The following is a 23,443-nucleotide window of genomic DNA, read 5'->3' as shown; positions in this document are numbered from 1 at the left end:
TCGCGCCTCGCGCAACGCTCGGTGAAGCTTCGCCGGCGAGCCCAGCCGAAATGGCCGTGGCCGGCCGCCTGCCTCGGTGCGAGACTGCCGCGCGTCATGAGCTTCGAGGGGGTGGATATGTCATTTGCGCCGACGATCGCCGCGGTGGGGACGGCGCTGCCGCCGCACTACGCGACGCAGGAGGAAACATGCGCGGGGCTGCGCCGGCTCTGGGCGGGCAAGGGCGACGCGCTCACGCTCGTCGAGCGGGTGCGGCGGTCGATCGAGGTGCGGGGGCGGCACCTCGCGCTGCCGATCGACGCCTACTACGCGGCCTCGACGTTCGCCGAGCAGAACCGCCGCTGGAACACGTGCGCGCTGGAGCTCGGCGAGCGCGCCTGTCGCGCCGCCCTCGAGCGGGCGGGGCTCGGGCCCGAGGACATCGATCACATCGTCTTCGTCTCGGTCACCGGCATCTCGGCGCCGAGCCTGGACGCGCGGCTCGTCAACCGGCTCGGCTTCCGGCGCGACATCAAGCGCACGCCCATCTTCGGCCTCGGGTGCGTGGCCGGCGTGGCCGGCGTCGGGCGCGTCACCGACACGCTGCGCGCCTTCCCGGGGCACACGTCGCTGCTGCTGTCGGTCGAGCTCTGCTCGCTCACGCTGCAGCACGACGACACCTCGGCGGCGAACGTGATCGCCGCGCAGCTCTTCGCCGACGGCGCCGCCGCCGTCGTGGCGCGCGGCGCGCAGGCCGCCCGCGAGGCCGGCCGGCCGGGCGGGGCGGCGGTGCTCGACGCGCAGGCCGTCTTCTACCCCGAGACAGAGCACATCATGGGGTGGGACGTCGTGGACACCGGCTTCCGGGTCGTCCTCTCCGCGGGCGTCCCGGCGCTCGTGCGCGAGCACGTGCGGCGCGACGTCGACGCGTTCCTCGCGCGGCACCGCCTCTCGCGCGGTGACATCCGCCACTGGATCGTCCACACGGGCGGGCCGAAGGTGCTCGAGGCCATCACCGAGACGCTCGAGCTGCCCGATGACGCGCTCGCCCGCTCGTGGCGCTCGCTGCGCGAGCTCGGCAACCTGTCCTCCGCGTCGGTGCTGTTCGTGCTGCGCGACGTCCTCGACGAGGCGAGCGCCGGGCCCGGCGACTACGGCGTGATGATGGCGTTCGGCCCTGGCTTCTGCTCGGAGATCGCGCTGCTGCGATGGTGACCTCGGAGCTCCTCTACCTCGGCTTCCTGGGCGCCGTGTCGCTCGAGCGGCTGGCCGAGCTCTTCATCTCGCGCCGCAACGCGCGGCGCGCCTTCGCGAAGGGCGGCGTCGAGGTCGGGCAGGGGCACTTCCGGGTGATGGCGCTGATGCACACCGCCTTCCTCGCCGCGTGCGCGCTCGAGGTCGGCGCGCTCGACCGGCCGTTCCCCGAGCTCGTCGGGCTCGCGGCGCTCCTCGTCGCGCTCCTCGCGCAGGGCCTTCGCTACTGGGTCATCGCCACGCTCGGCGAGCAGTGGAACGTACGGATCATCGTCGTGCCCGGCGCGGCGCCGGTCTCCGGCGGGCCGTACCGCTATCTGCGCCACCCGAACTACGCGGCCGTGATCGTCGAGATGGTCGCGATCCCGATGATCCACGGCGCGTGGCTGACCGCGCTCGTCTTCAGCGCGCTCAACGCGGCCGTGCTCCACGTGCGCATCCGCGCCGAGGAGGAGGCGCTCGGGCCCTCGTACGCGGCGCGGATGGGCGGCCTGCCGCGGCTCGTGCCGGCCCGCCGCCCTGCACCGGAGCGCCCCTCGGCGCCGTGACCGCGCGGTGCGACATCGCGGTGGTCGGCGGGGGGCCGGCGGGCCTCGCCGTCGCGATCGGCTGCGCGCTGCGGGGCCATGACGTGCTCGTCCTGGATCAGGCGTCGTGGCCGATCGACAAGGCGTGCGGCGAGGGCGTGATGCCGGAGGGCTGCCGCGCGCTCGCCGAGCTCGGCGTCCTGTCCGAGCTCGACCCGGCCGAGCGAGCGCCCATCGAGGGCATCCGGTACCTGCGCGCGGACGGCCTGCGCGTCGAGGCGCCGCTGCCGGCGCCCGGGGGGCTCGGCGTGCGCCGCACGGCGCTGTCCGCGGCGCTCTCGACGCGGGCGCGCGCTGCCGGCGCGCGGCTCGCTGCGGGCGAGCCGCTGCTCGATGTCGAGCGGACGGCGGACGGCGCGCGGCTCATCACACGGCGGCGCGTCGTGGAGGCGCGCTACGTCGTCGGCGCCGACGGGCTCGGCTCGCGCGTGCGCCGCGCGCTCGGCTGGGACGCGCCGCCCTCGGGGCCGCGCCGGCTCGGCCTGCGCCAGCACTTCCGGTGCGCGCCGTGGTCGTCGTTCGTCGAGGTGCACCTCGGCGACGGGGTCGAGGCGTACGTGACGCCCGCGGGCCCGCAGCGCGTCGGGGTGGCGTTCCTGTGGGACGGCGATCGCCTCGAGGGGCGCGCGTCGACCGAGCGCCTCGTGCGCCGCTTCCCGGCGCTGGCCGAGCGGGTCGCGGGCGCGCCCGTCGACTCGACGGCGCGGGGCAGCGGCCCGCTCGAGCGGGCGTCTTCGCGGCTCCATGACGACCGCTTCGTGCTTGTCGGCGACGCGGCGGGCTACATCGACGCCATCACCGGCGAGGGGATCTCGCTCGCGCTCGTCGGCGCGGCGGCGCTGTCGACCGCCCTCGACGCGGCCCTGCGCGGCGGCGGCGCGGCCCCGCTCGCCGCCTATGCCCGCGTGTTCCGGCAGGCCTTCCTGCGCTACGCGGTGGCGACGCGCGCGGTGCTCTTCGTCGCGCGGCGCCCGCGCCTCCGGGACGGCCTCCTGTCCGCGCTCGCGCTCGCTCCCGGGCTCTTCCGGCACGCGGTCGGCGCGGTCCTGCGTCCGCGCGCTCCGGCGGGGCCCGGCGGGCGCCTTGTGGGACCAGGACCGCTCGGATAGGCTCCCGCCGCTCAGCGCCCCGGCGCGTGGAGGATGGATCCGGATGATCCGGCGAGAAGGAGCCTGCCAAGTGCAATTGCCTGCTTTGGGTGTCGCAGAGGTGAGCGTGAAGGAAAGCGCCGGGGTCTCCCCTTCCCTCCCCGTCCGGACCGCTCGTGTTGCGCGCCGCCTTGCCGCGCTGCTCGCGCCCGCGCTCCTCGTCGGGTGCGGTTACACCGAGTTCGAGATGCAGGCCCAGCTGGACCGGTCCGAGCGCCTTCAGCGCGAGCTGCAGACCACCCAGCAGCGCGTTCGCCGGCTGGAAGACGACGCCGCGCGCGGGGGCGCTGCGGGGGTGTCGGCGGAAGATCCGCTGGGCGCGGAGGGCCTCGAGCTCGGCGCCGCGCCGGGCGCGCAGCGCGGAGAGCCGGCCGGGGCTCGCCCGCCGTCCGAGCGCGACAGCGGTGTCCTGAGGGCGTTCCTCCCGGTCGCCGCCGGGGAGGTCACGGTCGCGCCGCGCGACGGCCGCGTGGTCATCTCGATCCCGACGCGGGTCCTGTTCAAGGGGAACCGCGACGCGTTCTCCCCGGCGGGCGAGAAGATCCTGCGGGACATCGCCGCGATCATCCGCAGCAACGAGCCGCTCAAGGGCCTAGATTACCAGGTCGTCGGCCACACCGCGAACGGCACGCCGGGCGTGGCGTGGCGCAACGGCTGGGATGTCACGGTCGCGCAAGCGCGCGCCGTGCTGCTCTTCCTCGCGCAGCCCAAGGAGGCCGGCCTGCCCGTCGCCCGCTTGAGCCTGGCGAGCTTCGCCGACCTTCCGCCGGCCGACGCGGGCGGCGGTGCCCCCGCGCAGCCGCAGGATGCGCGCCTGGAGATCGTGGTGGAGGGGACGGCGCAGATCTCGGAGAGCCCGGCCGGCGAGGCCCGCCCCGCCGGCGAGGCCCGCCCCGCCGGAGAGGCTCGTCCGGCCGGAGAGGCCCGCCCGGGAGCCGGCGTGAAGAGCGCGGACGAGACGTATCCCTGAAAGTGAGCCGCGCGCGGCCGCGGACGGTCGTCCGCGGCGAGCCCGTCACGCGCCCCGCAGCGCCTCGACCCTTCTCCTGAGCGCCCCCGCGTCCCCGAGCTCGCCCAGCACCGCGCGCACCGCGTCCGGCGCGGCGGCCGCCACGGTGTCGTGGACCCGCGCCCGTAGCCGCCGGCCGCTCGCCACCAGGTAGGCCGCCGCGAGCGCCGCGGCCACCTCCCTGTCGGCGCCGCCGCGCTGGAGGAGCGACTCGGCCAGCCCGCAGAGCGCCTCGACCGCCTTGGCCACCTGGGCGCCGTAGATGGAGTGCGCCGAGTCGATGCCCTGCTCGTGGCACGCCGCGAGGCACAGCGCCGTGCTGGTGAGCCGGCCGAGATCTGTCGACTCGCCGCGCTCCCAGAGCCCGGACGCGAGCTGCTCCTCGAAGACGCGCCCCGGGCCGGCTCCCTGCGGCTCGGCCCCTCCGGGAGCGGCGCTCGGCGCCGGCGCCGGGGGCGCTACCGGCCCGGACCCGTGCTGCGCTCCTCCGGGTCGACCCCCCGCGACGGCGCCCGCGGGGGCCGCGGCGCCCGCCGGTCCGGCCACGGCGCTCGGCTGGAAGAGCTGCTTGGCGCGCGACAGCAGGCCGCCGCGGGCGGCCGGCGCCGACTCGAGGGCGTCGATCGACCGGCCGTCGTGGACCGCCATCGGAGCGGGCGCGACGGCCCTGGCCCTCATGACGGCAGGACCGCCCAACCTCGGACCGCCGCTGCTCCTCGGCATCGCGGCGAACACGGCGGCCGGACCCGCCGGGCCGCGGCGGCTGGACATCCCCCACCCCGCCGGAGCGCTCACCGGCACCGGCCTCGCCTCGGGCTGCCCGTGGGCCCGCCGGTCGCCCGTCCGCCGCTCGATCACCACGAACGACGCGTGCTTCGAGGCGACCCGGTGCCGGACCGCGAGGTCCACGATGCGCTTGCGCATCGCCTCGGCGCGCTTGCCGGACAGCCCTCGCTCCGACGCCTCGAGCTCACGCACCCGCGCCTCCGCCCACAGCGCCTCGAGCCCGGGCCGCGACGCCTCCGCCGCGAGCTCGACCGGCACCTCGAGGTGGAAGCGCTCTCCGCGCAGGCTCCCGCGCAGCTCCACGCGCCCCATCCCCGGCTGCCCGTAGCGGCCGTGGAGCACCCACGGCTCGCCGTCGACGAGCGCCGGGAGCTCGGCCGGCGCGAGCTCGCCGACGTCGACGCCCTCGAAGCGCGCCTCGATCCCGGTGACCCGGATCGCCGTCGCCCGCGCGAACTGCGCCGTCACCTTCTCGTCGATGCGCTCGCCCGGGTGGATGAGCTCCGCGGCGCCCTGCGTCCGGCGCGCGAGGTCGTTCACGAGCAGATCGCTCACGTTGGCCCCGATCCCGAACGTGTAGACGCGCACCCCCTTGCCCACCGCGGCGACCCGATCGACGATCTCGGCTTCATTGCCCACCTGACCGTCCGTCAACAGCACGACCACGCGGTCCCGATCCGTGTCGCCGAGCATGCCCACGGCGGCGAGCAGCGGCTTCAGCATCTCCGTCCCGCCGGACGCGACGAGGCCCTCGACGAACGCGTCGGCGGCCTCGAGGGTCCGCTGCGTGAACGGGGCGAGCGACGGCTGCATCAGCCGGAAATCGTTGGAGAAAGCGATCACCCCGAACCGGTCTCCCTCGGCGAGGTGGCGGAGGCACAGGCGGAGCGCGCGCTTCGCCTGGTCGATCGACGCGCCCTGCATCGAGCCCGACACGTCGACCACGAACACGACGTCGCGCCGGGCGGACGACCGCTGCGCGTCGAACAGGTCCGGCACCACGGTGAGGGCGAAGGTCCCCTCCCGGCCGGCGGCCCTGTCGCAGACCAGGCCCGCCTGCACGCCCGGCGCGCCCGCGGCGATCAGCACGATGTCCCGATCGAGCGCGGCCTTGTCGCTCCGGAGCGACACGCGCTGTCGCCCCCCCTCCTCGCGGCGCACGGCGAGCGCGTGCGAGGGGCTCTCGATCGCGACGTCGCGCCCGACGTCGAAGACGATGTCCACGGTGATGCCGTAGTCGACCCGCGCGATCTCGGGGGAGATGCGGTCGGCGTCGGGCACCTCGTCCGTGGGCTCGTGGACGCCGTGCGCGGTCCGCTCGCCCCCGGGCGCGCCGGGGATGTAGCGGGGCGCGACGAGGGTCGGGATCATGAGCCGCAGCGCCCCCTCGTCGGCCTTCAGCGGCTGCACGAACGCGACCTCGACGACCGTCTCCTCCCCGGGCAGGAGGTTGCCGACGCTGGCCGTGAACACGTTGCGCCGCTCCTCGTCGAGCAGCGCCGCGCCGTGCCCGGTGGCGATCGCCTCGTCGTAGTCCCGGAACGCCTCTTCCCGCTCCTTGACCTCCCCCTCGAGCCTGCGCCCGGCGCACTCCATGGCGAAGCCCGCGATGCTCGCCTCGCTCGGCAGCGGGAAGGTGTAGATCGCCTCGATCGGCCGGCGCTCCTCGTTCCGGTAGCGCTGCCGCACCACGAGCCGCGCCACCCCGCCGAAGACCTCCCCCGAGAGGGAGACGCCGAGCAGCGGGACCGGGTGGCCCGCCGAGGTGCATAGACACGACATCGGCGTCGTCGCCGGGCGCAAGGGATCGGTGGTCGGAATCATCGCGAGCCTTTCGGAGCAAGGGGTGTGTAGCGAGACTCGATATCGAGGGCGATGCGCCGCGAGCGCTCGGGCGCGTCGCTCCGCACGTGGAGCTCCACCCCGTCGGCGATCTCGACCCGCTCCCAGCGCCCGCCGCGCGGCGCTCCGGCGGCGGGGGGCTCTGCCGCGGACGCCGCCTCCGGACCGGCGCAGCGAGCCGCCTGCGCGGCGGGCGGCGCCCCCGCGGCGAGGCGCTCGATCTCGTCCAGGCCGGCGCCAGCGAGGCGCGCCTGGATCTCCTCGAGCGGCAGGTGCGCCTGCTGGAGGACCTTGATGGCACGGAGCCGAGCGAGGTGCTCTCGCCCGTAGGAGGTGTCCTTCCCGCGGAACTCGGGGGCCGGCAGGAGGCCGCGCTGCACGTAATACCGCACCGTGCGCGGCGCCACGCCCGCCTCGCCCGCGAGCTCGTCGAGCTTGTACGTCATCACGGGGAGCATCCTGGATCGTGACACTAAAACTGTCAAGTAGACACTCACGTCGAGAGAAAGCGCGTCGGGAGAGGGCGCGTGCGGTTACTGCCCGCGGGCGTCGTTCGTGTGACCGGAGAGCGGCGTCTACGCGGTGCTCGTTGCTCGTAGGAGCTCACCCGGGCGTTCTCCGACGTTGTATTCTGGCCGGTGAGGAGGAAGTGAGCATTCTGGCCGGTGAGGAGGAAGTGAGCATTCTGGCCGGTGAGGAGGAAGTGAGCATTCTGGCCGGTGAGGAGGAAGTGAGCGCGTCGTTCGGCGTAGATCGTGATGGAAGAGGGTGGCCGTGCTCCGGGACAGCCCCGGTGCGCGGCGCTTTTTTTTCGCGGAGGGTCGGGTCGACACCCCTGCCATCCTGCCGGACAGCACACGATACGGACGAAGGGCGGCCGGCCCCGGCAGGATGCTGACGAGAGCGAGCCAGACGCAACCGGTTCGCTGCAAGCCAATCAGGACGTCGGCTCGAGAGCCGCTCACGATAAATCCCCTATGATCTCGCTTCCTTGGCCTCCGAGCTCCACGGCGCAGCGCTCCGCTCTGGTCCTCGCTCGGTCGCCTCTCCACGGCACGGCGATGCGTTTCCTCCGGAGCTCCACGACAGCCGCAGCGCTGCTCGCAAGCACGCTCGCGCCGCGCCCCGCCGCCGCCGCGCCCGACACGCCGCTGCCCCATGCCAAGCCGCCGGCGGAGCCGTCCCACGATGCGCCGCCCGCCGCGCCGTCCCACGATACGCCGCCCGCCGCGCCGTCCCACGATGCGCCGCCCGCCGCGCCGCCCCGCGATACGCCGCCCGCCGCGCTCGTCCCACCAGCGCCGCTCACGGCGCTCGGCGCCGACTACCCTGACGGGGCGCACGGCGACGCGACAGTTCGCCTCGTTCTCACGGTCAACGCGGACGGGACCGTCCGCTCCGCGATCGCCGAGGAGGGGCCCGAGCCGTTCGCATCGGCCGCCATGGCCGCCGCGACGTCGTTCCGCTTTGCGCCGGCCACCCGGGACGGCGCGCCGGTCGCAGCCAAGATCCGCGTCGAGGTCCGCTTCATCGAGGCCGCGCCGCCCGCGCCGCCCAGCGCCTCCGCGCCTGCACCTGCGCCCGCGCCGGAGCGCCCGACCAGGGCGCCCGGGCTGCCGCCGGAGGCGCCGCGGTCGCTCGAGGTCACCGTGCGCGGCGAGCTGCCGGCGCCCGGCGTCTCCAGCTTGAGCCGCGGCGAGGTCCGGATCGTCCCCGGCGCGTTCGGCGACCCCTTCCGCGCCATCGAGATGCTCCCCGGGGTGACCCCCATCGTCTCGGGGCTACCGTTCTTCTATGTCCGCGGCTCGCCGCCGGGCAACGTCGGTTACTTCCTCGATGGCGTCCGCGTCCCCTACCTCTATCACCTCGGGCTCGGGCCTTCCGTTGTCCATCCCGGGATCGTCGATCGCGTCGACCTCTATCCTGGCGGCTACCCCGCGCGTCACGGGCGGTACGCGGGCGGGATCGTCTCCGGCGAGACGACGCCGCCGCTCCCGTACTGGCACGGTGAGGGCATGCTCCGGCTCGTCGACGTGGGCGGGCTCGTCGAGGGCCCCTTCGCCGGCGGCCGCGGGGTCGCGCTCGTGGGCGGCCGCTACTCCTACACGGCGTTGCTCCTCTCGCTCGCCGCCCCCGAGGTCGCGCTCGATTACTGGGATTACCAGGCCCGGCTGTCCTACGAGATCGTCCCGGAAGGCCGGGTGAGCCTCTTCGCGTTCGGCGCCCACGACTTCCTGGCGACCGACGAAGACGGCGAGAGGACGACCCTCTTCGACACGACATTTCACCGGATCGATCTCCGGTACGATCATGCGTATGGCCGGGGCAGCGCGCTGCGCGGCGCGCTGACGCTCGGCCACGACGAGACGGGGATCGGGGGAGACCAGAAAGCGCTGACGCGGAGCCTCGGCGCGCGCCTCACGCTCGCGCATCGGCTCCCCGACGAGACAACGATCCGCGCCGGCATCGACGCCGTGGTCGACGACAACGAGATCGATCTCGACACCGACGCCGGCGGCCCCCCGGACGACGACTTCCTCTCGAGCCGTGTCGACCTCACGGTGGGCGGCTACATCGAATCCGACATCGCGGTCACCTCGCGCCTGCGCATCACGCCGGGGCTCCGGCTCGATCTCTACCGCTCGGACGATACGGTCGCGCTCGCCGTCGATCCGCGGTTATCTGCACGGCTCTCCCTGGGGCGCGGCGTGACGTTCGTGCAGGCGCACGGCCTCGCGTCCCAGCTGCCGAGCTTCGTCGTCCCGATCCCCGGCTTCCGCCCGGGCCTCGACGGCGGCCTCCAGCGGAGCTTCCAGTCGAGCGCCGGCCTCGAGGTCGCGCTGCCGGAGGACATCACCGCGACGGTCTCGGTGTTCCACAACGCGTTCTTCAACATGACCGACGCGCTCGGCTCTCTGGGCCTGGATTCGATCGAGGACGCCTTCACGCTCCGCGCGCTCGGCGCCGCGACCGGCGTGGAGCTGTCGGCCCACCGGAAGCTCACGCGGCGCGTCGGTGGATTCGCGTCGTACACGCTGTCCCGCTCCACCCGCAGCATCGGCCGAAGCCGGCAGGTGAGCTCGTTCGATCGGGCCCACGTGGCGAACGTCGCGCTGACGTACGACTTCGGTCGCGGATACAGGGCTGGCGGGCGCTTCGTGTTCTACTCCGGGCTTCCCCAGAAGATCGGCGGCGCGACGCTCCCGCCGCTCGGCGGCGTCCCTGGAGGATCCGGACCCCTCGCCGGCGGAGCGCCGCGGTGGGAGCGGCTGCCGCCGTTCTTCCGCCTCGATGTCCGCCTGGAGAAGCGCTGGCCCATCGGGAAGTCAGGTTGGCTGTCGCTCGTCCTCGACGTGCTCAACTCCACGCTGTCGAAGGAGACCATGCCGGGGATGTGCGATGCGTTCTCGTCGTGCGAGCCGACCGAGTTCGGGCCGGTCACGATCCCGAACTTCGGCCTGGAGGGCGGGTTCTGACGGACGCAGCGGGACGAGATGAGCGTGGACGAGGCGCGCGCTCGCGCATCAGCAGGGGATTTCGGACTACGAGGAGGCGGCGCTCGGGTGGGTCTCCGAGAACGCCCTCCCTTCCTTCTTGAGCCAGGCCAGGAGGGCCTTCTGTCGCGCTCGCAGCTCGGCGTCGCGCTCGAAGAGGGCCTTCTGCTTCGTCAGGACGAGCGTCTGGGGGCGCCCGCTGCGGATCGTCGTGTGGGTCAAGGGCAAGCGATGGAGCTCGATGACGTCATGGATGTGCCTCCGCCGCTCCTTCGCAAGAGGCCACGCATGCTCGATCCGGCCTCGATCGCGCAGGAACACCGAGAGCCCTTTGCATAGGTCGCACGTGCATCCGGACGGAGGCTCGATCGACCAGTCATCCGAGCTGCGCGACTTCGCCGCGAGGATTCGTTCGAGCGAACCCACGACACGGCGATACAGCGCTTGCAGCCCGAGGGCCCTCACTGCGGCGGGCGTGCGTCCTTCCCGGCACCTCCGGAGCAGCGCGCCGGCCATCATGACCGGCAGCGCCGTCTCGGGCGCGGTGAGGGAGGCGATGAGGTCGTCGCGGATGGACGGCGCCTGGATCACGGCGGCGGTCTCCAGCAGCGCAAGCGTGTCGTCGAGGTGACGTTCGACGCCCTCTTCCCGGAGGGCCCCGGGCAGCCGGAGCGCGCCGGTGTAGCTTTGTTTGAACGAGGCCACCTCGCGCGACAGGACCCATGCGGCGAGCGCCTTGCCGTGCTCTCCGCCGGCCCAGAGCGCCTCGCAGAGACGAGGGAGGAACGAGCGCCACGGCGGCGTATCGTAGCGTGCGTCCTCGGCCCATGCGGAAAAGACCCGTTGCGAAGCCTCGAGGCCGTAGCGCTGGACGAGGGCGACGAAGGCGGGCGTCGTGCGGGGGCCGAGCCAGTGCGGTCCCAACGGCGAGAGCAGCCCGAGCGCGAGATTGGCATCGCCGAGCGCCGCCGACACCTCGAGCAGCTTCAGGAAGAACCTCTCGTCGGTGTCCTTTGGAGCAGATTGGCTCCAGAAGGGCAGGAGCTCGTTCGCCCTCTCGCGCGCTTCGTCCGTGGCGCCCGCGTCGATGCGCGCGGCGAGCTCGTCCACGGCCCAGGACGGGTCAATCTTCGCTCGAACCACGAAATCGCGATCTCGCGGCCACATCACGAGAGCGGCCCGATGGTACCAGCGGTCCACGGTGTTGCCGTAATTGCCCATGTAGCCTTCGTGCTCGGACCGGAACGGATCCATCTCCACCGACCCCCTGGTGAAGCAGATCTCGTGGCTCGCCGGGTGCGCCGAGAGGCCCGGCGCGAGCCGCCCGTCCGGTCCCACCCAGTGGCGGAGCTCGACGTCCGTCATGATGAGCTCGATGAGCTCATGGTCCTCCGCGTCGCGAGCGTCATCGGACGCGTCGTCACGGCGTCCGAAGGCGCGCCGGCCGTATCCGTCGTCCCAATCGTCCCCCTCGCACGACCAGCTCTCGTGCACGTCGGCGAGGGCGAGGTACACCTCGCAATCGAGGCGCTCGGCCACCTGCCGCAGCGCAGCGGCGCGCAGCCGATCCGCGTTCTTGAGGCGGCCCCACCCCAGGCTCTTCTGCGTGTATTCGTGGTCCAGGAGGTAGATCAAGCGGTCCGGCCGCTGCGGGGGAGCCTTCGAGTACGGGATCGCGACCGGCGTCGAGAAGTACGCCTTGACGCTCGCGCAGAGGCGTTCGACGGCGGGGGGGCGGAGCGGCACGCGAGCTTCCGCTGCCCCGCGGAAGAGGAGATGATACGTGAGGGTGATCCGGTAGCCTGCGTCGACGGGCTTCACCTCGTGGTGGCAATCCGCGTAGAAGGCGATGAGCGACAGGTCCTTCGGCCCCCGCGTGGCCGAAGGAAAGACCTTCGTCTCCCGATGGTGCTGGACGACGATGGCTCCGCCTTCGTGCCTGGACGGCAGCTCCACCACGAGGGATCCTACCATGTCGTCGTCCCTCTCGGAGTCCTGGTGTGGCGCGAAGAACTGGCCGGGGCCGTACACGAGCATCTTGTCGAGAGCGGCCTCGAGCTTGCCTTCCTCCGGCAACCCGAGGCGCTGCCGGAGGATCGCGAGCCTGGGCTCGAGGGTGCGCCGCCATCTTCGCGTGTCGATCGAGATCCGACGCCTGTCGATCTCCCACGTGTCGCGCACGCGCACGTCGTGCACGGTCCTGTCGCGCCGCCCGTACGGCGCCGGATCGGCGACGGCGCACAGCTTTCGCGCCGCGGCGATCGAGATCGGGAAACGGATGGGACCGACCCCCTCGATCTCGATGTGGAGATCGTCCGAGCCGCATCCGAGCTCGGTCGCGAACTCACCTTCTGCTTCGACGGCCGCGAGCGCCGCCGTGACCTCGTCCAACATCGCTCACCTCGCTGGTAAATGCGTCTCTCGACGAGGCGAGCCTCGCCGCGTGTGCTGGAAGACTGCGCGATGCGTCTCCATTGGGCGCCCCGGAGGCCGTGAGGCGCCGAAGGCTCCTATGGGGCTCGGCGCGTCGGGCGGAAGCCCGAGGCGCTTCGCTCGGGCGCGCATCACGTGGGCGCGGGCGGCTGTATACGATTCACCGGTCCTCGCCTGTCGCTCGCGGATGATGTTCTTCACATCTCGGTGCGTGGTCATGGGACGTTCTCCTGGACCGCGCCGCCCCGGCCCCCGCCCGTTGAGCTGCGCGATCGGAAGACACACGACCGGCCCGCCGGAGGAGTCCTCTCCCCTTTGCCCCACTCGAGGGATCCTGCGGGGGAGGAGCCGTCGGGGTTCGGCGTCGGTGCCGCAGCTGGGTGGGAGCATGCCCAACCGCCCTGTGGGAAGTCAAGCGCGACGGCAGCAATGCTCGAGAGGGAGAGAGCCAAAAAATATTGGCAATATGCGTCTCATGTTCGCAATGCGCTCCAGCGCGCGCAGGGGCGCGGAGCACCGGCCCCCTCACTGCTCTTGCGTACGCTCGAGATACCCACCCGGGCATAGACGAAGAGGCGTTGGCCTCCGAGATTGCGGTCACCGCGTGGGCAGGCTCGCTCCGTGCGCGCCGGCTCCGCTCCCCGAGGCATCCGAAAGAACGCCCCGGCTCGAAGGCGCGGGGCGGCCACCTCGATCCTGGAGCGCATCCCCTCGGCCGGCGCCGCATCAAGGCGCTGGAAACGGCCCCACGCGTTGCTCTAAAGTCACGTGGCTTGAGCTCGGGCGACGCGTGGCACACAAGGGTCGGTCGCATCGCGACGGAGGTCGCGCGCCCGCTGGCGGCCATCGTCGACCGCGAGGCCCGCTTCCCGCACGAGGCCATGTCGGCGCTCGGGGAGGCCGGCGCCCTCGCGGCCGCCGTCCCTCGCGAGCTCGGGGGGCTGGGCGCCTCGACGGCAGAGCTCGGTGAAGCGTGCGCGCTGCTGGGGCGCGCCTGCGCCTCGACGGCGGCGATCTTCGCGATGCACACGAGCCAGGTGGCGTGCCTCGCGCGACACGCGAAAAGTCCGTTCTTCCTCGACTACCTCCGGAGGATCGCGCGCGAGCGGCTCCTGATCGCGTCCGCCGCCTCCGAGATGGGCACCGGCGGCGATCTCCGGTCGAGCATCGCTCCGGTCGAGCGGGACGGCGATCGGTTCACGCTGAGAAAGCGATGCACCGTCGTCTCCTACGGCGAGCACGCCGACGCGCTCCTGACGACCGCGCGCAGCGCACCGGAGAGCAGCCCGAGCCAGCAAGCGCTCGTGCTGCTCCAGAAGCAGGACTACACCCTCGAGCGCACAGGCCGCTGGGACGCGCTCGGAATGCGCGGGACGTGCAGCCCGCCGTACGTCCTCACGGCCGCCGCTCCGGTCGAGCAGATCTTCGCCGAGCCCTTCCGCACGATCGCGGCCGAGACGCTGGTACCCACCTCGCACGTCCTCTGGTCGTTCGGCTGGCTGGGGCTGGCCGAGGACGCATGGGCCGTCGCTCGAGCGCGGGTCGCGCGCGACGCCCGGGCGAAGCCGGGCATCACGCCGCCCGGCGCGACGCGCCTCTCGCGCATCGGCGCGGACCTGGAGGCGATGCGGAGCCTCGCCCGCGAGGCCGCCCGCGAGCTCGATCGGGCGAGGACCGACGAGGAAGGCGCGCGGGCGCCGTCCTTCGTCGGCCAGGCGCTCCGGATCAACCACCTCAAGATCGAAGCGTCCGAGCTCACGGCGCGGATCTGCCTGGAATGCCTCCAGATCTGCGGCATCGAGGGGTACATGAACGACGGCGATCACAGCGTCGCGCGCCACGTCCGCGACGCGCTCGCGGCGCCGCTGATGATCAGCAACGACCGGCTGATCGCCGCGAATGCAGCCCTGCTGCTGGTCTCGAAGGACGGGCGAGGCGCGTGACGGCGCCCCGCCTCGTCAGCCCTCGGTGACGATCCGGACGAGCGTGGCGATGCTCGGACGCTGGAAGAAGAGGTCGGAGTCGAGCTCGCGCCCGAGCTCGGACGAGACGGTCACGAGCATGCGGACGAGCTGCATCGAGTCGCCGCCGAGCGCGAAGAAGTCGTCCTCCGGGCGCACCTCGCTCACGCGCAGCACGTCCTGCCAGAGCTGCGTGAGATAGGCCGTCACCGCCTCTGGGCTGTTCGGGTCGACTCCGGCCATCACCTCTTGACCTCCTCCGCGGCGCGCTCCGCGAGGGCGCGGTGGTCGATCTTCCCGCTCTCGTTGAGCGGGAACTCCGCGAGGACGAAGATCCGCCGCGGGACCATGTACTCGGGGAGGTAGCTCCGGCACCTCGCCCTCACCTCGTCGTCCGTGCCGTCGAGGCGGTTCACATACGCGACAACGTCCTCGCAGAGGCCGCTCGCCGCGCGGATCGGGACGACGGCCACGAGCTCGACCGCCGTCACCCGGCGCAGCACGCCCTCGATCTCGCGCAGCTCCACGCGGCGGCCACGGACCTTCACCTGGTCGTCGCACCGGCCCAGAAAGACGAGGTCCGACCGCTCGTCCGTGCCGGCGCGATCGCCGGTGCGATACCAGACGAGCCCCCCGGGATCGCCGGCCAGCGTGACGAACGAGCGCGCCGTCGCCGCGGAGTCGCGCCAGTAGCCGGGCGCGACCTGCGCCCCCGCGAGGAGGAGCTCGCCGCTCCCCGGCTCGATGAAGGTGCGGACCGGCGCGAGCGGGCGGCCGAGCGGGACGATCTCCGCCGCAGGGGGCGCGCTCGGGTCATAGAAATAGAGCGTCGCGAACACGGTGACCTCGGTGGGCCCGTAGAGATTGACGATCCGACACGAGGGCGCGGCGGCCTGCCACGCCTCGGCGAGCTGCGAGGGGAGCGCCTCGCCGCAGAAAAGCGACCAGCGGAGAGAATCGAAGACACCCGGCCGGAGCGCGCGCAGGACCTTGAGGTTGTTCGCGAGCGTCGGGACAGAGCTCCACACGGTGATCCGGTGCCGCTGGATGAACGATCGCGGCATCAGCGCCTCGTGGAACGAGGGGACGAAGACGCAGCCGCCGGCCTGCCAGCACAGGAAGAGCTCTCCGATCGAGAAGTCGAAGCTGAGCTCCGCGAACTGGGTGAAGCGATCGTCCGGGGTGGTCTGGATCTCCGCGGCGAGCGCGTCGATGAGCGCACGGCCGTTCGCGTGCGTGATGCCCACCCCCTTCGGCCTGCCGGTGCTCCCGGAGGTGAAGAGCAGATACGCGTAGGGGTCGCCGGGCCGGCGCGGGACGTCGTCGGGCGGCCCCGGAAGCGCGCCGCCGGGGCCAGCGATCGCCGGCGCGCCGGGCTCGGCCGGGATCACGAGCGGGGGCCGCGCGCTCGTCGCGAGCAGATCCACCGCCGCGCCGGCCGAGTCGCCGTCGACGATCAGGGCGGTGAGGCGCGCCTCCTCGACGATCGTCGCGAGGCGCGCGCGCGGGCTCCTCGGGCTGAGCGGAACATAGATGTTCCCGCTCTCCATGATCCCGAGGAGTCCTGCATACGCCTCCGCGCCCTTCTCCGCGAGGAGCCCGACGGTGACGCCGGCGCCTCCGAGCCCACGGGCGCGCAGGCGACCCGCGATCTCCCGCTTTCGGTCCCGCAGCGCGGCGTAGGTGACCCACGCCCCTGCCGCGTGCACGGCCGGTCGATCGGGATACCGCGCCGCGCTTTCATCGAAGCAAGAATCGAGACGCGAGGGGCTCATCTTCCCGGCGGCCGTCCGAGCGGCTGGTGCGGTAGGAGGGTAATCCGTCCTGCGGTGCGCCGTCGACGGCGATCCGCAGCGCGTTTTGACACGCGCCGGCTCGACACTATACGAAGTCCGGCGCCATGACCCTCGCGACCGTCGTCTCGTCAAACCCGGATCTGGACGCGCGGCTCCGCCCGCTCGTGGTCGAGGCGATGCGCCGCCAGCGCGCCCCGGGCGTCGCCGTGGCCATCGTGCGGGACGGCAGCGTCGTCCTCGCGGAAGGGTACGGCGTCGCCGACCTGACGTCCGGCGCGCCCGTCACGCCCGAGACCCTGTTCCCCATGTCGTCGATCACGAAGACGTTCACGGGCGTCGCGGTCATGCAGCTCGCCGAACAGGGCCTGATCTCCCTCGACGATCCGGTCAGCCGCCACGTCCCCTTCTTCCGGCTCGACGATCCGCGCGCCCAGGACATCACGGTGCGGCACCTCTTGACCCACACGAGCGGGCTCCCCGACTGCGATCAGCTGGCGCTCTGGGACGATCCCCAGCTCGACGACCGCGCGCTCGAGCGCTACGTGAGCGAGCTCCCCTACAAGGAGCTCCTCGCCGCGCCCGGCGAGCGCCGCGTGTACAGCAACGACGGCTTCGAGGTGCTCGGCGCGCTCGTGGCGCAGGTCACGGGCGAGGTGTTCGAGCGTCGCGTGGAGCGCACCCTCCTCGCGCCGCTCGGGATGAGCGCCTCCCGCATGTCCGCGCCTCCAGCCGATCCGCGCGTCCGCGCCGCGGGGCACGTGCTCGGCGACGCCGGCGAGGTGGCGACGGCGCCCGTCTATCCCTGGTCGCGCTCGCACGCCGCCAGCGGCACGCTGTTCTCGAACGCGCTCGACATGGCGCGCTGGGTCCGCATGCTCCTCGGCCGCGGCGCGCTCGACGGCGTGAGGGTCCTCGCGGCCGAGACGCTCGAGGACATGGGAAAGCCGCTCGTCCCGTGGGAGCAGGACGCGAGCATCTCGCAGGGCCACGTGTTCCGCGTGTACGAGCACCGGGGTCACCGCGCGCTGGGGCACGGAGGGTGGGACGTCGGGTTCCGCTGTGGGATGACGCTGCTCCCCGACGTGGGGGTGGGAGCGGTCGTCATGAGCAACTTCCACTGGTCGGCCATGCTGCAGCTCGTCCACGCCGCGCTCGACGTCGCGCTCGGCGCCGAGCCTCCCTCGATGCTGCCGGATCCGGCGGCCCTCCCGGGCTTCGTGGGCACGTTCAAGGGCGAGCGCAGCGCCACCGTCGTCGAGGTCGAAGGGGAGGACGTCTATCTCGTGCAGGGCGAGCGGCGGCGGCGGCTCACGCCGCTCGGCCCGGACACGGTCGTCGTGTCCGAAGGCAAGGGGCACAACGCCGTGTTCGTGCGGCGGCGCGCGGAGGAGACGGTCGTGCTGCTGGGGGACGAGAAGCTGACGCGGGTCACTTGAGCGCCGCGGGGCCGAGCGCCTCGGCGAGCTCGGCGATGCACGGGCGCTCGAACAGGACGCGCATGGGCAGCTCGACGCCGAAGGTCTCGAGCATGCGGGCCATCACGCGGACGGCGAGCAGCGAGTGCCCGCCGAGATCGAAGAAATTGTCGTGGACGCCGATTCGCTCCACCTCGAGCACGTCGCGCCAGATCGACGCGACGGCCTCCTCGACAGGGCCGCGCGGCGCGACGAACGCGCTGCCCGCGGCGCGGTCGGCGGGGACAGGGGGCAGCCTCCGCCGCTCGAGCTCGCCGCCGGGCGTCCTCGGGATCCGGTCGACGGCGACGAGCACGGACGGCACGAGGTACTCCGGCAGCTCCTCGGCGAGGGCGCGCCGCAGGGCGGTGGCCCAGTCCGCAGGCGCCCCCTCCTCGCCGACGACATAGCCGACGAGCCGGACCGGGGAGCCGCTGGCCACCACCGCGGCGTCCCGGACGCCGGCAGCGCGCACGAGCGCCGCCTCGACCTCGCGCGGCTCGACGCGGTGACCGCGCACCTTGACCTGATCGTCGATGCGCCCGAGGTACTCGACGGAGCCGTCGGCGAGCCACGCGCAACGATCGCCGGTCCGGTACATGCGCATCCCCGGCTCGGTCGCGAAAGGATCGGGCAGGAAGCGCGCGGCGGTCAGATCGGGGGCCGACCTGTAGCCGCGCGCGAGGCAGTCTCCGCCGAGGTAGAGCTCGCCGGGGACGCCGATGGGCACGGGTCGCAGGCGATGATCGAGGAGGTACGCGCGGGTCCCGGGGATCGGGCGGCCGATGGGCACCTCGCTCGACACGCCGTCGCGGGGGTCCACCGGGTGCGTCAGGGTCACGATCGTCGCCTCGGTGGGGCCGTAAGTGTTGAGGATGCGGTGCGCGGTCCCGGCGACCTTGCGCCACGCCCGCAGCCGATCGGCGGCGAGCCGCTCTCCCCCGAGCACGATCAGGCGCACGTGCTCGAGCCGCTCCGCCGCGTCCGCCGAGCAGCCGAACGCGAGCTCGTGCCAGTAGGCGGTGGGCAGGTCGAGCACGGTGATGCGCCGCTCGTGACAGACGCGCAGGAGCTCCTCCGGCGCGACGACGGCGTCGAAGGGGCGCGGCACCAGCGTCGCGCCGGCGGCCAGCGTCGCGAACACCTCCTCGCAAAACGTGTCGGCGGACGGCGAGGCGAACTGAAGGACACGATCGCCGGCCCTCAGCGCGAAGGTGCGCGCGGCGAAGCGCGCGTAGCGGGCGAGCGGGCCGTGGAGCAGCTCGACGGCCTTGGGCTGGCCCGTCGTCCCCGACGTGAAGTAGACGAACGCGACCTGCTCGCCGTGCGGCGGCGCGAACGTGGCGCTCGAAGAGGCGGCGCCGAGCGCCCCGACGTCGCTCTCGTGGAGCGTCACGACGACGCCCGCGATTTCGGCCATCCGCCGGCGCCGCGCGAGCGGGAGGCCTGTGTCGATCGGCACGCAGGCGGCGCCGGCGCGGAGCGCGCCGAGGACCGCGGCGACGAGCGCGGGACCGCGCGGCATCGACACGGCGACCGTCGCCTCGCGCGCGACCGCCGTGGCGCGCAGGTGCTCCGCGATCGCCGTCGCCCGGCGGTCGAGCTCGGCGAACGTGAGCCGACCGTCCTCCCCGTCCACGGCCACCGCGTCGGGTCGCCGCGCGACCTGGACCGCGAAGAGATCGAGCACGCTCCGCCCCTCGGGGATCGGCTCGACGACCGGGAGCCGAGGCGCGCCGGAGACGTGGCCAGAGACGTGGCCAGAGACGTGGCCAGCTACGTGGATCGACACCGCGTCGAGCCGGCGCTCCGGATCCTCGACGAGCGCCTCGACGAGCTGCACCAGGTGGTCGGCGACCGCCTCGCGCTCCTCGGCGCGGAGCTGCTCGGCGCGGAGGTCGAGATCGAGCCACAGCTCGCCCTCCTCGACGTGCGCCTCGATCGAGAGGCTCTCGTGACCGTGACCGGCCGAGAGGCGCCTCGTCCGCGCCGGAGCGCCGCCGAACGGGCCGAAGCTCCCGGTCTGGAGGTTCAGGAGCACGTCGTAGTGGTCCTTGCCGCCCGGGTTTCCGACCGAGTAACGCAGGTGCGGCAGCAGCGACCGGATGCGCTCGCCGGTGCGGCGCCCGAGCTCCGCGAACGTGCTGTCGGGCTCGACAGCGACGCGCACCGGAGCGACCTCCATGACGAGGCCGGCGACGTCGCGCCCCGCCGCTCCACCGCGGTTGTGGAAGACGACGCCGACCGACACGTCGGAGGCGCCCGCGAGGTGATGGACGAGGGCATCGACCACGCAGCACAGGCTGATCAGCAGCGACAGCTCCTCGTTGAACAGGAAGAGCGGCGGCTTCGCGGCGGCGGCCTTCAGCCGGTCGGTCAGAGGTCGCCCGAGCCCGCGGGAGACGCGCTCGGTCCGCGCGTTGCACCGGCGCGGCGACCGCCCGAACCAGCGCAGCGGCTCGGGCAGCGGCCGCAGCAGGCGCGACCAGTACGCCTCCGCGTCGCTGGAGGCGGGCGCCTCGCGGTACGCATGATCGGCCGCGACGAGGCGCGCGAACGGAGGCCAGGGCGGGTGCGTCAAGGGCTCGCCGGCGCGCGCCCGCTCGTACAGCTCGGCTGCGCGCTGATAGAGCAGCGCGCTCGTGACCCCGTCGGTGATCAGGTGGTGCGCGCACAGGTAGAGCGCCCACCGCGAGGGGCCGAGCGTGATGACGGCGCAGTCGAACGGGCAGCGCGCGAGGTCGAGCGGCCGCGCTTGCCGCTCGCGCGCCCAGGCGTCGAGGCGATCGACCGGCGCGGGATCGCCGGTCCAGTCGAGGTGCTCGACGACCTCGGCGAAGCCGTCGACGACGACAGCGCGGGGCTCGCCCGCCTCTTCGCGCACCACGGTGCGCAGGGCGTCGGTGCCGGCCACGACCTCGCGCCACGCGGCCGCGAACGCCGCCGGGTCCAGTGAGCCCTCGACGAGCGAGAGCGTGGCCATGTTGTAGAGCGGGACGCCGGGCTGGAGCTTCTGCCCGGTCCACACGAGGAGCTGGTTGCGCGTCAGGTTCGCGCCGGCGGCGAGCGCGTGGGCGCGGCTGCGGACCGCCGGCGGAGGCGCCTCCCAGCCATCGACGAGGCGCCGCTCTTCCTCCGGGCCGATCATCGGGAGGTCGGCCACGGGCCGGTCGGGATCGAGGAGCGCCGCCGAGAGCAGGTGGAGCACGTAGCCGGCGAAGCGCCTCACCGTGGACACCGCGTGTCGCTCGGGGAAGAGCTCGATCTCCAGGGCCGGCGCGCCGGACGCGTCGAGCGTGATCGTGATGTCCTGGCCGGCGGAGGGCGCGGGGCGATGGAGGGACGCCGACGCGACCATGACGCCGAACAGCGGGGATGCGCCCCGGGTCGTCAGGCCCAGGTCCGCGAGCAGCCGCTTCAGCGGATAACGCTGGCGCTGCGCGACGAGGAGGAGCTGCTCGCGCTGCGCCACCAGCAGCTCGCGAAAGGTCGCCTCGGCCGGGATCTCCACGAGGATCGCGACCGCGTCGGTGCCGCCGGCGGGCGCCGTCGTCCACGCAGGCGCGCCGACGACGACCGTGCGCCGATCGTGCGTGCGCGCGAGGCACGCGGCCACGCCGCAGAGGAGCGTGGTGTAGACGAGGAGCGGCGCGCTCCCGGTGAGGTCGGCGATCCCGGCCGCGAGCGGCGCCGGGATCGGCTCCGTGAAGCGCGCCGGGCGCCGGTTCGCCGGCCCGGCCGCGTCGGGGCGGAGCTCCGTGCGCGCGTCGACGTCGGCGAGCCGCCGCACCCACCAGGCGCGCTCCTCGATCAGCGCTCGGTCGAAGACGAGGAGCGCCTCGTCGCTCATCGGAGCAGCTCCACCATCGCCCGGATCGCCCGGATGGTCTGGAAGTTCTCCTGCGCGAGCCTGTCGTTCGGGATGTGGATGCCGTGGTGCCCCTCGAGGAACGCGACCATCCGGAGCGCGCACAGCGAGTCCACCACGCCCACGACGAAGAGGTCGGTGTCGTCGTCCAGATCGAGCCCCTCGGCGGCGGCCTCGCGGCGGAGGAACGCGCGGATCGGATCGGCGTCGTCGCCCTCCTCCCGCGCGGCCGCCGGTGCCTCGGTGGCCGCCGCGGCGACGCCGACCCGCGCGCGATGGCCTTCCTGCACCGCCCGGCGATCGAGCTTGCCGGACCCTGTCTTCGGCAGCATCGGCTCGACGGCGAACGTCGAGGGGACCGCGAACGCGGGCAGCCGCGACGCGGCGTGCGCGCGCAGCGCGGGCGGCTCGATCGCGGCGTCGGGCTTCGGCGCGACGACGGCGACGACATCCGCGTCCGCGCCCTCTTCCCCGAGCACGAAGGCGGCCGCCTCCTGCACGGTCTCGTGGGCCAGGAGCGCGCGCTCGACCTCGTCGAGATCGAGCAGGTGGCCGCGCACCTTCACGCGGCGATCGGCGCGGCCGAGGATCTCGAGGTCGCCGTCCGGCTGCTCGGCGACGAGATCGCCTGTGTGGTAGCAGCGCTGCGGCCCGAACGGGGTGAACGCCACCGGCCGCAGCGCCCGCTCCGAGCGCTCGGGGAGCTGCCAGTACCCCTCCATCACGCTCGGCCCGCGCACCACCAGCTCCCCCTCCTGCCCGCGCGGGACCGGGACGCCCTCCGGATCGACGACCTCGAGGTTGACGTGGGCGCAGGCGCGCCCGATCGGCAACACGTCCGGCGGTCCGGCCGGCAGCGGCGGGATCTCGTAGTGCGCCGCGATGTGCGTCTCGGTCGTACCGTACATGTTGCAGAAGCGCGGCGACGGCACGAGCTCCATGAGCCGGCGCAGGTGCGGGACCGGGAACCGCTCGCCGGCGAACAGCACCCAGCGCAGCGTGTCGAGCGAGCGCGCCTGGAGGTCGCCCCGCTGGACCAGCCCGACCAGCAGCGACGGGACGGAGCACCAGACCGTGAGGCGCTCGCGCTCCAGCGCGCCGGCGAGGCTCGCCGGGAACTTCACGGTGTCCTCGGGGAATTGCACCAGGAGCGCGCCGGCGGCGATCGTGACGAACAGCTCGAACCACGAGAGATCGAAGTGGTGCGAGGTCACGTTGCTGACCCGGTCCGTCTCGCGGACGCCGAACCTGTCGAGGGCCCACGCGACGTTCGAGAGCATGCTGCGGTGCGAGTGCGCGACGCCCTTCGGCGTGCCGGTGGTCCCGGAGGTGTAGAACAGCACCGACAGATCGCCCTCGATCACCCCGATGTCCGAGCGCGGGCGAGCCGCAGCCACCTCGGACCAGCTCGGGGCCGAGACGGGCAGCCCGCCGCCGTCGTCGCCGCCGACCACCGTCTCGATCGGCGTCCCGAGCGCGAGCAGCTTCCGCAACCGAGGCGCCTTCGCCGGCTCCGAGAGCACCACGCGGATGTCCGCGTCGCGGGCGACGGCGGCGAGGTGACTCTCCGACGCAGCCGAGTCGAACGGCGCGTACGCCGCGCCCGCCCGCAGGATCCCGTAGATCGCCGCCATCGAGTCGAACCCCCGGTGGAGGTAGACGCCGACGCGATCCTGGCGGCGCACGCCGCGCTCGACGAGGAAGCCGGCGACGGCCGAGGCGGCCTCGTCGAGCTCTCTGTAGGTCCGCTCGCCGGCCGCCGACCGGAGCGCCGGCCTGTCGGGGGTTCGCTCAGCGCTCTGCCGGAGCAGTTGATCTAACGAGAACGTCAT

At 73.3% G+C, this 23,443-nt stretch carries 14 protein-coding genes; 7 read left to right on the top strand and 7 right to left on the bottom strand.

Going from position 1 to position 23,443, the window contains the following annotated elements:
* Positions 1-117: 117 nt before the first annotated feature.
* From WMF17_RS11170 to WMF17_RS11155, 4 genes are all read left to right on the top strand, one after another.
* Positions 118-1,194 carry a type III polyketide synthase gene (locus WMF17_RS11170; RefSeq protein WP_437649333.1) on the top strand — a complete coding sequence of 359 codons (1,077 nt, stop codon included), beginning with the start codon at positions 118-120 and terminating at the stop codon, positions 1,192-1,194.
* Positions 1,188-1,781 carry an isoprenylcysteine carboxyl methyltransferase family protein gene (locus tag WMF17_RS11165; RefSeq protein WP_437649331.1) on the top strand — a complete coding sequence of 198 codons (594 nt, stop codon included), beginning with the start codon at positions 1,188-1,190 and terminating at the stop codon, positions 1,779-1,781. The genes WMF17_RS11170 and WMF17_RS11165 overlap by 7 nt, the downstream gene beginning before the upstream one ends.
* Complete coding sequence (locus WMF17_RS11160; RefSeq protein WP_437649329.1) at positions 1,778-2,929, top strand: NAD(P)/FAD-dependent oxidoreductase; 1,152 nt, start codon at positions 1,778-1,780, stop codon at positions 2,927-2,929. Before WMF17_RS11165 ends, WMF17_RS11160 begins: the two co-directional genes overlap by 4 nt.
* A 106-nt stretch (positions 2,930-3,035) precedes the next feature.
* Complete coding sequence (locus WMF17_RS11155) at positions 3,036-3,938, top strand: OmpA/MotB family protein (protein ID WP_437649327.1); 903 nt, start codon at positions 3,036-3,038, stop codon at positions 3,936-3,938.
* A 45-nt stretch (positions 3,939-3,983) separates the two neighbouring features.
* Here the strand turns inward: WMF17_RS11155 and WMF17_RS11150 are convergent, their stop codons facing one another.
* Together WMF17_RS11150 and WMF17_RS11145 are read right to left on the bottom strand one after the other, a co-directional pair.
* On the bottom strand, positions 3,984-6,587 hold the full coding sequence (locus WMF17_RS11150; RefSeq protein WP_437649325.1) for a VIT domain-containing protein: 2,604 nt from the start codon (positions 6,585-6,587) through the stop codon (positions 3,984-3,986).
* Positions 6,584-7,051, bottom strand: coding sequence for a helix-turn-helix domain-containing protein (locus WMF17_RS11145; RefSeq protein ID WP_437651324.1), 468 nt, complete (start codon positions 7,049-7,051; stop codon positions 6,584-6,586). The genes WMF17_RS11150 and WMF17_RS11145 overlap by 4 nt, the downstream gene beginning before the upstream one ends.
* A gap of 615 nt (positions 7,052-7,666) precedes the next feature.
* Here WMF17_RS11145 and WMF17_RS11140 point away from each other — a divergent pair.
* Complete coding sequence (locus tag WMF17_RS11140) at positions 7,667-10,081, top strand: TonB-dependent receptor domain-containing protein (protein ID WP_437649323.1); 2,415 nt, start codon at positions 7,667-7,669, stop codon at positions 10,079-10,081.
* 66 nt (positions 10,082-10,147) lie between these two features.
* Here the strand turns inward: WMF17_RS11140 and WMF17_RS11135 are convergent, their stop codons facing one another.
* On the bottom strand, positions 10,148-12,493 hold the full coding sequence (locus tag WMF17_RS11135) for a 2OG-Fe(II) oxygenase (protein ID WP_437649321.1): 2,346 nt from the start codon (positions 12,491-12,493) through the stop codon (positions 10,148-10,150).
* Between the two features lie 812 nt (positions 12,494-13,305).
* On the opposite strand from WMF17_RS11135, the gene WMF17_RS11130 reads away from it, so the two are divergent.
* A complete protein-coding gene (locus tag WMF17_RS11130) occupies positions 13,306-14,475 on the top strand; it encodes an acyl-CoA dehydrogenase family protein (protein WP_437649319.1) in 1,170 nt (389 codons plus the stop codon).
* Between the two features lie 15 nt (positions 14,476-14,490).
* Here WMF17_RS11130 and WMF17_RS11125 read toward each other — a convergent pair whose 3' ends face one another.
* Both WMF17_RS11125 and WMF17_RS11120 read right to left on the bottom strand, forming a co-directional pair.
* Entirely contained in the window at positions 14,491-14,736 is a 246-nt protein-coding gene (locus WMF17_RS11125; protein ID WP_437651322.1) for an acyl carrier protein, read from the bottom strand.
* Complete coding sequence (locus WMF17_RS11120) at positions 14,736-16,268, bottom strand: amino acid adenylation domain-containing protein (protein WP_437649317.1); 1,533 nt, start codon at positions 16,266-16,268, stop codon at positions 14,736-14,738. The genes WMF17_RS11125 and WMF17_RS11120 overlap by 1 nt, the downstream gene beginning before the upstream one ends.
* 125 nt (positions 16,269-16,393) lie before the next feature.
* Between WMF17_RS11120 and WMF17_RS11115 the strand changes: the two genes are divergently transcribed.
* On the top strand, positions 16,394-17,725 hold the full coding sequence (locus WMF17_RS11115; protein WP_437649315.1) for a serine hydrolase domain-containing protein: 1,332 nt from the start codon (positions 16,394-16,396) through the stop codon (positions 17,723-17,725).
* Here WMF17_RS11115 and WMF17_RS11110 read toward each other — a convergent pair.
* Entirely contained in the window at positions 17,718-21,593 is a 3,876-nt protein-coding gene (locus WMF17_RS11110; RefSeq protein ID WP_437649314.1) for an amino acid adenylation domain-containing protein, read from the bottom strand. The genes WMF17_RS11115 and WMF17_RS11110 overlap by 8 nt on opposite strands.
* On the bottom strand, positions 21,590-23,443 hold the full coding sequence (locus tag WMF17_RS11105) for an amino acid adenylation domain-containing protein (protein ID WP_437649312.1): 1,854 nt from the start codon (positions 23,441-23,443) through the stop codon (positions 21,590-21,592). The genes WMF17_RS11110 and WMF17_RS11105 overlap by 4 nt, the downstream gene beginning before the upstream one ends.

The sequence above is a fragment of the Sorangium sp. So ce362 genome, assembly GCF_051519845.1.
GTDB lineage: Bacteria > Myxococcota_A > Polyangia > Polyangiales > Polyangiaceae > Sorangium.
Note: the sequence above shows the minus strand (reverse complement) of the source record. Positions and strands in the feature narration are given on the sequence as shown.